Here is a 304-nt window from a genome sequence, read left to right as displayed (position 1 = left end):
GCCTGTCGCTGACCTCGGCCGACGGCACCGTCGTCGAACTCACCGACTTCCGCATCGACCCGGGCGAGAGCAAGCTCTACGGCACCGTCACCGCCAACGGTGCCGTCGCCGCCGAGGACGCCTACCTGTTCAACCTCTGGGGTGGCACGCTCAAGCCCATCCAGATGGAAGGCTCCAACGCCGTCCTCGAGGGCACCACCGTCCACATCAGCCCCGACGCCGCGTCGCTGCTGAACCAGACCTTCAAGACCGACGCCGTCCAGGACGAGATGCTCGTCGGCGTCGCGAAGATCACCGCCGCCAC

At 67.8% G+C, this 304-nt stretch carries 1 pseudogene; it reads left to right on the top strand.

Features of this window, described 5'->3' with window-relative positions:
- A pseudogene (locus tag SZ60_RS17595) lies at positions 1–304 on the top strand (hypothetical protein); the annotation flags it as partial.

The sequence above is a fragment of the Frigoribacterium sp. MEB024 genome (genome assembly GCF_000878135.1).
Taxonomy (GTDB): Bacteria; Actinomycetota; Actinomycetes; order Actinomycetales; family Microbacteriaceae; genus Frigoribacterium.
This window is presented reverse-complemented; position numbering and strand designations above follow the sequence as displayed.